The following is a 10,780-nucleotide window of genomic DNA, read 5'->3' on the forward strand; positions in this document are numbered from 1 at the left end:
ATACCTTTAAGTAGTGGTATGACTTGTTACCATTTCCAGTTGTCTTTACTCTTTTCTACGTCTTTTTCTATATCGGAAGGAAGATTAGGGAAAAAATCAATATCCGTATTAGCTTCTAACTCGTCTATAGTAACCTCATATTTAGAAAAGGGTTCTTTACTATTATAAGATTTATGCTCAAACCAATACCCTATGGCAGAATATTTTCCATCTTTAAGGGATAACAGTGCCATAAAATAGTATTTGGGAACGGCTATATTATGAGAGCCATCAGATATATATTTTAGTATCTGGTCATCCCTAATTGTTCCCCCTTTTACTACATATAATGTATCTTTTGAATTAGTAATGCTATAGCCTTTACTTTGAACTTGTCTTTCTAAATTTAGCCAAATACCTCCGTTGAATCCATCTTGAATTTGTGGACTCATATTTGACATGTAGAATGTTTTTTTGTTGGCTGCTACTGAATATTGTCTGTCTTCGGAAGCTATTAAATGTCCTCTACTGTAGTTAGAACCAGAAAAAGCTTTTTCTCCAAGTCTGTATGCTGGAGGTAATGAAAGATCTTCTGTAAAGTTCTCATTTCTTCCTGCATCTTGGTCAGAAGTGGCGGTGCTAAAAGTGCATGCGACCCAACGAGAATGCATTTTGTTACAATCATACTCATAGCTATAAGTAATAATCTCTTTGTTATTCTCTTTAGTAGTGTGTGTGATGAACTTATACATATCTCCAGAACGCAAAGCTGGAATTTCAATCCTCCCTGCATATCCTGAAGGCTTTTCCGGGTCTGGATCAGGATCTGGATTTGAGCCATTGCCTGCTAATTGTTTGAGTGTAAACTCTGCTTTTTCTTTCCCTGCTATGATTGTAATAATGACACTTCGTTCAGCTCCGGTATTTGCTTTCATATATCCACTGATAGAGCCATTTCCATTGCCAGATGCTCTACTCAATGTACACCAAGTCTCACTGCTTGAAGCCTGCCATGTGCCATCAGCTTTTACACGGATGATAAATCCGCCTCCATTTGCATTGATTTGCGTTTGGTCAATAGAGGCAATTCCTTGATTGGTATTGCCCGGATTGTCCGGAAGTTCTGGAGAATCCTGTTCACTACATGAGATTACAGTGCTACAAGTTATGAACAGGATGAATAGTTTAAATAATGCTTTTGTCATTTCACTTCTTTAATTAGATAAATAATAGTAGGCAAGTGATCGCTATACCCATTTAGCCATACACCACCTGCTTGCGTCCGTTTAGGATAACCTTTGTATTTCCCTTCTTTTTGGAACATAAAATCACGGCGGAAGATTTCATGTTTATAGAATTTCAGTGTACTGCGATCAGTGCCCAATAAATTCCCGGTGAATACGATTTGATCGAACAAATTCCATTTGCCTTTGTACATCAGAGTTCCGTATCCTTTTTTCAAAGTATCCCACCAAGGATTGTACAAATCTGTAGGTCCTACATCAGCAGGCTTACGTTTAGCTCCAAGTGCTACGGCCATACTTTTATCCATCGGGTCGTCATTCATATCCCCCATGATAACAATTTTGGCTGCGGAGTCTTCCCTTAACAGTGAGTCTTTGATCGCTCTAACCTGCTCCCCTGCGCGTTCACGCGCCGGAGAAGCAGCTGCTCTCGAAGGCCAGTGATTGACGATAAAGTGCATTTTCTCACCTGCGATATTACCGCTGGCAATCAGGAAACCACGTGTCTTATGCACCGTATCATTGATATATACATAAGGCACGAGTTTACTATTTGTCAGTTCAAACAATTTGGGATTATAGAAGAAAGCACAGTCCACACCACGTTGGTCTGCTCCTTCGTAGTGAACATATTGGTACCCTCTGTCCGCTAAAGCAGGTTGTTTCAGTATGTCCTCCAATACTCTGTAATTTTCGATTTCAGAAACGCCGATAATGGCGGGACCCATTGGTAACTTGTCGGTACTTAACATACTTAATATTTCCGACATGTTTTTCAGCTTAGCCTTATACTTCATCGTATTCCACTGATTAGTACCGTTAGGAAGATACTCGTAGTCATTCTTACCTTCATCATGAATGGTGTCAAACAAATTCTCCATATTGTAGAACGCTACACTGTAGAGGGCAAATTTCTTTTCTTGTCCGTAGGCCATGAGGACAAAAAGAGCGAGTACACCTAAAGTCATTAAGCTTTTTTTCATCTTTAAAATTGATTTTAAAAGTGGGTAATTTGTCATTTGTATGACAAATATCTAAAAAGAAAACGGAAAAACCACCCTTGCTAGTTACTTTTTTTGCAAAAAACATTGTTATATATAAAATTCTTTGTTATTTTGCGTAACAACATATTTCTTTTATGTTGCAAAATGAAAGACCAATTAACATTAATATAAATTAAATTATGAAACAACGACTAGGGTTAGCGATCGTGCTATTTTGCTTAATGCCAGCACTTTTTGCGCAGCAAAAGGCAAAGCAAAACGCCCGTGAGGACAATGCTTCTTTCATGTTTACAGAATCACAATTGAATGAGGATGATGATGCAGCACAGAGCACATCTGCATTGGTCACTTCTAACAATGATGTTTATCTGTCAAATGTAGGTTATCTGTTTAGCCCAATGAGATTTCGTGTAAGGGGATATGATTCCCAGTACAGTGACATGTATATCAATGGGGTACAGTTTAATGATGCAGAAACAGGACGTTTCAGCTACGGATTAATAGGAGGATTGAACGATGCTACCCGTAATAAGGAGGGGATCGGTCCTTTTGAATTTAACAACTTTACTTTTGGCGCGATAGGAGGTGCCACCAATATCAATTTACGTGCCAGCCAATATGCGGCCGGCTCAAAACTAACACTGTCAGGTAGTAACCGCAACTACATTTTGCGTGGAATGTATACTTATTCTACAGGTCTGATGAACAATGGTTGGGCATTTACCGGATCATTGGGGTATCGCTGGGGTAATGAGGGAAATATTGAAGGAATCAAATATAATTCTTTTTCTTACTTCCTCGGTGCGGAGAAAGTATTCAACGAACGCCATAGTCTCTCTTTGGCAACTTGGGGAACACCGACAGAGAGAGGACAGCAAATGGCGGCAACCGAAGAAGCTTATTATTTAGCGAACAGTCATTATTATAATCCGAACTGGGGATATCAGAATGGAGAAAAACGAAATGCACGTATTGTACGTCAGTTCGAACCATCGGCTATTGCTTCATGGAATTTCACCATTGATGATAATAAGAAGTTAGTGACAAGTGCCGGATTCAAATATTCCAACTATGGGAAAAGTGCTCTAGGCTGGAATGGTAATGCGGCCGATCCACGCCCGGATTATTATAAAAAGTTGCCTAGCTCAATCTTTGATGTATGGGAATCTGTTCCTACTGCCGATGAATTGCAGCAGTTTAATGAAGTCACAGATAATTGGAAAAATAATAAAGCTTATCGTCAGTTAGATTGGGATGCTCTTTATTTTGCCAATAAACAGGCGAATGCATTAGGTAAAGAGACACTTTATTATGTAGAAGAACGTCATGACGATCAGTTGGCTTTCAACCTTAGTTCGGTATTCAATCATCAATGGAATGAACACAACAGCTACATTGCGGGAGTTGCCGTGAATACAACCAAAGGTATGCATTATAAAAAAATGAAGGATTTGCTGGGCGGACAGCTTTATACTGACGTCGACAAATTTGCAGTGCGCGATCATGGAGCTAGTTCTAGTATGGTGCAAAATGATCTTGATAATCCTAACCGCCGTATTGGTGAAGGTGATAAATTTGGTTATGATTATAACATCTATGTGAATAAGCAGAGTGCATGGGTGCGTTATCAGGGTAACAATGGCGGGTCATTAAACTATTTTGCTTCCGGTAAGATAGGATCTACACAGATGTTCCGCGATGGATTGATGAGAAACGGACGTGCTCCGTTGAAATCACTTGGTAGCAGCGGTACGGCTAAATTCCTTGAAGGAGGTATAAAAGCCGGTTTGAATTGGGCTATCAATGGTAACCATTCTTTCACGTTGAATGCCGGATATGAAGAACGTGCACCGTTGGCCTATAACTCTTTTATTGCTCCACGTATTAAGAATGACTTTGTGAGAGACTTGAAAACAGAGCGCATCATTGGTGGTGATTTGACTTATAACTTCAACACTCCATGGGTGATGGGACGTTTGACTGGTTATTACACTCGCTTCCAGAATCAGGTAGAAATGGATGCTTTTTATAATGATAGCGAAGCACGTTTCACTTATCTTTCTATGAATGGCATTGAAAAGGAACATTGGGGAATAGAAGCAGCGGCTACCTTTAAGTTGACAAGTGAACTTTCATTGACGGCTATCGGTACTTGGAGTGAAGCTAAATACACCAATAATCCGGATGCTGTATTGACATATGAAAGTGAGAATGAGTCAAACCTCGATCGTGTTTATGCTAAAGGTATGCGTGCTAATGGTACTCCGCTTTCTGCTTATAGCCTTGCTTTGGATTATAACGTAAAAGGTTGGTTCTTCAATTTGACCGGAAACTATTATGATCGTGTATATATCGATTTCTCAAGCTATCGTCGTCTTGGCAGCGTATTGGATAAAAATGGTGCCGGCGTAGATGCTAATGGAAATCCGGTTCTCCATGTACCGGGTCAGGAGAAACTGGATGGTGGATTTATGTTGGATGCTTCCATCGGAAAATACATTCGTTTACGCAACGGAAAGAGCATTAGCCTTAATTTGAGTTTGACTAATATCTTGAACAATACAGATTTGCGTACAGGTGGTTTCGAACAAAACCGTGATGATAATTACAAAGACGGTGACGCACGTGTTTACAAGTTTTCTAAGAACTCTAAGTATTTCTACGCATTCCCGTTCAACGCTTTCTTGAACATTGGTTATAGATTTTAAGAATGTGTAGTTATCAATCCAAAACAATAAGAAAGGAAGAAACAATTATGAAGAAATTACTATCTATATTATGTACCGGATTGCTGCTATGTGGCGCAGGTCTCACTTCCTGTGAGAACTATGATGATCCGGTGACGGGAAATGCTTATGGCAATAATTCAATCCCGGAAGGACGCACCATTTCAATAGCTGCGCTGAAAGAGAAATACAATGATTTCATCGATACAAGTAAAGATACCTATACCACTATCGAAGGTGAAACGCGCATTGAAGGAGTGATTACCTGCGATGATGAAAGTGGGAACTTATATAAGAAGCTGGTGGTAGCAGATGAGACAGGTGCTATCGTTATTGGTGTTAATGCAACCGGATTGTATGCATTCTGCCCGGTAGGACAGAAAGTGGTAATCGACTGTAAGGGTTTGCAGATAGGTAGCTATCGTAAACAGGCACAGATCGGAACAGTATATAATAATTCTGTAGGCCGTATGCCGGAATATGTGTGGAAACAACATGTACGTCTGATTAATGAACCTAAATTATACTATCCAGAACTAACACCGATTGAAATTACTACTCCAGCTGATCTTGCTGCTATAGACTTGAAAGAAGCTCCGGTACTGGTTACTTTCAAAGATATAAAACTTTCCGAAGCAGATGGAACAGCGACTTATGCTCCAGGAGATGAAGGTTCGGTAAAACGTTATTTCACTTATGCTGACGGAACGCAGAGTGGAAGTAATCTATTCCTTTATACCAGTGCTTATGCAAACTTTTCAATGGAAGTAATGCCGCAAGGTAGTGTAAATATTACAGGTATTTTGTTGCGTTACAATAACCAGTGGGAGGTTGTTGTTCGTACTTTAAGCGATATCAAACGAAATAATTAATTCAATTAACACATATAATTATGAAAAAGATTCTAAATGCTTTATTCTTGACACTGCTTGCGGTGTTCACATTTAGTTCATGTAGTGATGTACCGGCTCCTTATGATATATTGGGAGAAGGTGATGTTCCGGGATTGACGGGTGATGGTACGAAAGAAAATCCATATAGCATAGAAGCAGCACAACAGAAACAAGACGGTACAATTGCTTGGGTGCAAGGATATATTGTGGGTACTGTAGAAAATTACGAAGATCCTTCTGGAAGTGCAAAATTTGTAGCACCATTTACAGCTAAAAATAATCTGTTGATAGCTGCTAGTGCAACAGAGACAAATGTAAAGAATTGTGTTTGCGTGCAATTAAGTTCTGGAACAGAGCTGTATTCGAAATTAAACCTTGCAGAAAATGCCACTAATTTGGGACATATTCTTGCTATCCAGGGTTCATTGGAAAAATTCTATGGATTTCCAGGAGTGAAGAGTACAACTGCAGCGACATTAGATGGTAAAGATGTTGGTGGAAGTGGTGAAACAGATCCGGATAATCCTCTCGGACTGGATGATTCTAATCCTGTGAACTCATTCTCTGCTACTTTTGATGATGCAGTAAATAATAACGATTATCTTTTGACAAACTGGTATAATGTAGCTGTTACTGGTGGCAGACGTTGGCAAGGAAAAATCTTTAATAATACAGATAAATATATTCAGGCTACTTCTTACAATGCTTCAGGTAGTAATTTTGAATGTTGGTTCGTAACTCCGGCTTTTAAGGTTGATGAAATCGCAGATAAGACTGTCTCTTTCAAGTGTGCGGTTTATAATTATGCAACAGCAGCTGCTAATTCTAATTTGGAAGTTTACTTCTTGAAATTAGTGAATGGTAAGATGGAATCTAGTAAGCTGACAATTGATGGGATGCCTACAACTGATAACACATGGGTGCCATTGGAAGCTAAGTTGGATAGTTATGCAGGACAAACGGGTTTTGTTGGATTCAAATATACTAGTACAAGTAGCACAGAAGCTTTAAGCTATCGTTTAGATGATATTCAAGCAGGAAAAGGCCAAGGTGGTGGAGAAACCCCAGGAGAAGGTACAGAGTTATTAACTAATGGAGGATTTGAAAACTGGGCAGATGGATATCCGACAGGTTGGAAGTCTGCATCTACAGCAAGTAGTGCGACTCTTGAACAGTCTACTGATAAACGGAGTGGTGCTTCGTCCGTTTTGGTAAAGGGTGACCCACAAAGTAATAAGCGCCTAGGCAGTACAGAAATGACATTGAAGGCTGGTACTTATACTTTTAGTGCATATTTAAAAGCTGCAACAGCAGGAAGTACAGCAAGTGCAGCTTTAGGTTATGTACCAATTGGTGATGATGGTGTAATTGGTGGAAATGATTACAAGTATGGTGATTATGCCAATGATTTGACTAATGCTGATTGGGTGGTTAAAAGTTATACATTTACTTTATTAGAGCAGAAAAAGATATGTTTGCTTGTAATGAACTCGAAGAAACCTGGAGGAAATTTATTGGTTGATGATGCTAGTTTAAAAACGACAGATGGTGGAATCGTAGACGGTGGAGGAGTAGATCCGGAACCAGATCCAGAGCTGGATCCATACGAAAGTAATATAGCAATGCCTACTACTTCTGATTCTAAAGTCGATTTCTATTATAATTGTACTGTGAATGAATTTGCTAGTTTAAAGTTGGGAAAAAATGGCGTTGCTGGAACATGGACATCTGACGCTCTAGGGACTGTAAAAACAAAATTATCTTTTTATTCTGTTGCTTGGAGTGGTAAGAATGGTACAAGTCTAACTGTAGAAATTGTAGGTGGAGGTACTTTTGAAGGTGGTGAGGCTTCAAAGACGGTGAGTTTGATTGCGAATACAGGCTTTTCAGGTTCGGGAACTGCTTTTACAATTGTGCCCGTTACTGATACAGACTATCACGAATATACTTTAATTGGCATCACTGCTAATTCTAAGATTAAATTTTCGACAGACAAAGAACGTGGTGCAGTCTTTGGTGTCAAGCTGAAATGATAGTATTAGACTAGTATAACAAAAATATCTCAAAGGAGAAATTGAGTTTTCTCTTTGAGATATTTTTTCTTTTCCTCTTATACAGGAAATAGGGATATGTATCGTAGGTTATCATAAGAATTGAAATATGAAATATTTAGAAAAGTATCTTTTATTGAGTCTGTTGTGCATAAGCTTCTGTGCTTGTGATAAAGATGAAAACAACAACTCCAATAATTTTGCCACCGGTATCGTAGAACTCCCTGCCCTTCGCAATGGTGCAAACGATGTGTTTGTAACTCACTATACGACATTCAATGGACAGAAAGTAACCTCTTTCAGTATGGAATACGATAAGAGTAAGAAACATTCCCGTTGGATTGCATTTCGGTTTGACAATCAAACAAAACAGCAAAATGTGTCACGTAGTGATGAACCTTTTGATGCAGATCCGGCTATTGGTTCACAGTATCAACGTGTACAAGCAGATTTTGGAAAACAAGGTTATGACAGAGGACATCTTTGTGCTTCCGCCGACAGACTTTATTCACGTGAGGTAAATGAACAGACTTTTTATTACACTAATATGAGTCCTCAACGAAATAAATTTAATACAGGCATTTGGTTGACTTTGGAGGGACAAGTGCAATCATGGGGGCGTAGCTGTACAGCTTCAGATACTTTGTATGTAGTAAAAGGAGGAACGATTGATAAGGAAGATCAGATCAGAGGATATATTAGTAACGACCGTAGCAAGCCCATTCCTAGATATTATTATATGGCTTTGTTGTTTAAAAAAGGAGATTCATTCAAAGCGATCGCTTTTTGGATGGAGCATACCGACACTCCGAAATCAACAAAGTTAGTTGATTATGCATTATCAATAGACGAACTGGAAAAAAAGACAGGAATTGACTTCTTTCCGAATCTGAATGATAATTTAGAAAATGCGCTTGAGGCTACGTATTCAACAAAAGCGTGGCCGGGATTGGAATAAGATCACCACGTTAATAATAACAGTCTCTTTGTCAAGGCAGGGTATACTTCAGGATGCTACCACCCATTTCTCGATATTACGGGTTTTCTCACTGAAGTTAATTCCTATCTTGAATAGTTTGCGTCCATCCGCTTCGAAAGGCAGCGCATAGCGTTTGTTGTTAATCTGCTGCAAAGCCTCTTCTGCTGTTCCGTTTAGCTTGAATTCCATAATATAAATGAATTTGTCTGTTTGCAGAATGAGATCTACACGTCCGTTATTGGTGTGGTATTCCACTTTGGTATAGAAACCAACCAATTTGAAAACAATGAAAAGTACGTTCTCATAATGTAGTTCCTGCTCCCGGATTACTTCGTAAGTCGTATCGGCAAAGAAACTCTGCAGGCGGTGGAAGAAAGAATCATAATCTCCCGTTTCTACTTCACGGACGAATTTTTGAACTTCAAATGGGGATTCCACCTTATTCACATTCGCGTAAAAAGGAAGCAGAAAGCGAATGAATCCTTCTTCTACTTCACGGTTGGGGAAACCTAAACGGTATATGCCAAAACGTTCGTCATATCCTTTAATGGTGAGGTATCCGCTTTGGTAAATCACTGGAATCGGGTTGGTTGATTCGGAGTCGATGCTATTCAGTACTTGTGCATCAGTTTCTTCGTGTGCCATCCGTTCCAGATCATAATGATGCTTTTTTAGTAACTTAACCAGATAGGTAGGTGTCCCCGTCTCAAACCAATAACTGCCGAATTCTTTATATTTGAAAGCGTTGAGCAGACTAAACGGATTATATATACCGATAGAATTATGTGTAAAATGATAGCCATCATAATATTCTTTTAGTTTTGTACAGAGCTTGTCATACGACAAACCTTGCGTCTCTGCAAACTCATGAAGTTCGATATCTAAGTTTTCATGAAGCTCCTGATCGCTGACACCGCAGATTTCAACATAATCTTTTCGCATTGAGATGTCATCCAAATTATTCAAGTCGCTAAACACACTGACTTTGCCAAACTTTGTAACGCCGGTCAAGAACGCAAACTTTATATAGCCATCCATTGTTTTGAGTGCCCCATAGAAAGGTTTTAAAGTGTCCCGGAATTGTTTTTGCAATTTTTCGTTGCCGATGGCTTGCAACATGGGCTTATCATATTCATCTACCAAAATAACTACGCGTTGTCCTGCCTGCTTGCAGGCGCGTTCTATGATACCGGCAAAACGCAGGGAAAATGAGCGTTCGGATGGCTCGGCACCATAGAGCTTTTCCCATGCAGTCAACGATTTTTCGAGTATATTATCCAGACTTTCCGGCGTATCATATTTTTCGATATTAAGGTCCAGATGTAGTATCGGATATTTAATCCAATCCTTTTCCAACCTTTCTACAGCCAGTCCTGTAAACAGTTCTTTTTTTCCTTGAAAATAGGCTTCAAGAGTAGAGATGAGCAGACTCTTTCCGAAGCGGCGCGGGCGGCTTAAGAAATAGTAACTACCGGTTTTTACCATTTGATACATCAATGCCGTTTTATCAATATATAAATAGCCGTCATTACGAATCTTTTCGAAATTCTGTATGCCAATGGGATAAATTTTAGTGCTCATATACTCCGGTTTTATAAATCAATTACACAAAGGTAATAAATTTCCGGGTACTTCATTGCTTTTAAAAAGAGGAAAGTATAAGTATAGTTGCTTTTAACTGAATGAAGTGTAGAAAACAGTCATACTGTATACATTAACTTCCCGTTTCCAGGCGGGGAACTGTCGTTTCCGGCATTAGAAATTACAATTTCCACGGTAGGAAACGAGAGTTTCTAAGGCGGGACACTACAGTTTCTACGTAAGGATACTGTCGTTTCCCCGTAGAGACTGTACTGTACTGGATTTAGTTGACAACTTCGTTTGTTATACCTAAGTTAGTTAAC

General features: G+C 39.2%; 7 protein-coding genes. 4 read left to right on the forward strand and 3 right to left on the reverse strand.

The annotated features are described in order from the left end of the window. Nucleotides 1-26: 26 nt before the first annotated feature. Both KTR06_RS20740 and KTR06_RS20745 read right to left on the reverse strand, forming a co-directional pair. The gene (locus KTR06_RS20740) at nucleotides 27-1,184 is read right to left on the reverse strand and encodes a DNA/RNA non-specific endonuclease (RefSeq protein WP_217290773.1); all 1,158 of its coding nucleotides are present in this window, start codon (nucleotides 1,182-1,184) and stop codon (nucleotides 27-29) included. Further along, on the reverse strand, nucleotides 1,181-2,206 hold the full coding sequence (locus KTR06_RS20745) for an endonuclease (RefSeq protein WP_004305199.1): 1,026 nt from the start codon (nucleotides 2,204-2,206) through the stop codon (nucleotides 1,181-1,183). The genes KTR06_RS20740 and KTR06_RS20745 overlap by 4 nt, the downstream gene beginning before the upstream one ends. Before the next feature lie 200 nt (nucleotides 2,207-2,406). Here KTR06_RS20745 and KTR06_RS20750 point away from each other — a divergent pair, with 200 nt between their 5' ends. The 4 genes from KTR06_RS20750 (at nucleotide 2,407) to KTR06_RS20765 (ending at nucleotide 8,855) form a co-directional block, all read left to right on the forward strand. Further along, the gene (locus tag KTR06_RS20750) at nucleotides 2,407-4,935 is read left to right on the forward strand and encodes a TonB-dependent receptor (RefSeq protein WP_008024272.1); all 2,529 of its coding nucleotides are present in this window, start codon (nucleotides 2,407-2,409) and stop codon (nucleotides 4,933-4,935) included. 47 nt (nucleotides 4,936-4,982) lie between these two features. Beyond that, the gene (locus KTR06_RS20755; protein WP_004313872.1) at nucleotides 4,983-5,825 is read left to right on the forward strand and encodes a DUF5689 domain-containing protein; all 843 of its coding nucleotides are present in this window, start codon (nucleotides 4,983-4,985) and stop codon (nucleotides 5,823-5,825) included. 20 nt (nucleotides 5,826-5,845) lie between these two features. Further along, complete coding sequence (locus tag KTR06_RS20760) at nucleotides 5,846-7,879, forward strand: DUF6359 domain-containing protein (RefSeq protein WP_254306450.1); 2,034 nt, start codon at nucleotides 5,846-5,848, stop codon at nucleotides 7,877-7,879. Nucleotides 7,880-8,006: 127 nt separating this feature from the next. Next, nucleotides 8,007-8,855, forward strand: coding sequence for a DNA/RNA non-specific endonuclease (locus tag KTR06_RS20765; protein ID WP_217290774.1), 849 nt, complete (start codon nucleotides 8,007-8,009; stop codon nucleotides 8,853-8,855). 48 nt (nucleotides 8,856-8,903) lie between these two features. Here the strand turns inward: KTR06_RS20765 and KTR06_RS20770 are convergent, their stop codons facing one another. Further along, nucleotides 8,904-10,457 carry an ATP-binding protein gene (locus KTR06_RS20770; RefSeq protein WP_074706769.1) on the reverse strand — a complete coding sequence of 518 codons (1,554 nt, stop codon included), beginning with the start codon at nucleotides 10,455-10,457 and terminating at the stop codon, nucleotides 8,904-8,906. Between the last annotated feature and the right edge of the window lie 323 nt (nucleotides 10,458-10,780).

This window comes from Bacteroides sp. MSK.20.12 (assembly GCF_019052435.1).
Classification (GTDB): Bacteria; Bacteroidota; Bacteroidia; order Bacteroidales; family Bacteroidaceae; genus Bacteroides; species Bacteroides xylanisolvens.

Coding starts and splice junctions, on each gene's coding strand:
- KTR06_RS20770 (WP_074706769.1), bottom strand. CDS start 10,457: ATGAGCACTAAAATTTATCCCATTGGCATACAGAATTTCGAAAAGATT.
- KTR06_RS20765 (WP_217290774.1), top strand. CDS start 8,007: ATGAAATATTTAGAAAAGTATCTTTTATTGAGTCTGTTGTGCATAAGC.
- KTR06_RS20755 (WP_004313872.1), top strand. CDS start 4,983: ATGAAGAAATTACTATCTATATTATGTACCGGATTGCTGCTATGTGGC.
- KTR06_RS20745 (WP_004305199.1), bottom strand. CDS start 2,206: ATGAAAAAAAGCTTAATGACTTTAGGTGTACTCGCTCTTTTTGTCCTC.
- KTR06_RS20740 (WP_217290773.1), bottom strand. CDS start 1,184: ATGACAAAAGCATTATTTAAACTATTCATCCTGTTCATAACTTGTAGC.
- KTR06_RS20750 (WP_008024272.1), top strand. CDS start 2,407: ATGAAACAACGACTAGGGTTAGCGATCGTGCTATTTTGCTTAATGCCA.
- KTR06_RS20760 (WP_254306450.1), top strand. CDS start 5,846: ATGAAAAAGATTCTAAATGCTTTATTCTTGACACTGCTTGCGGTGTTC.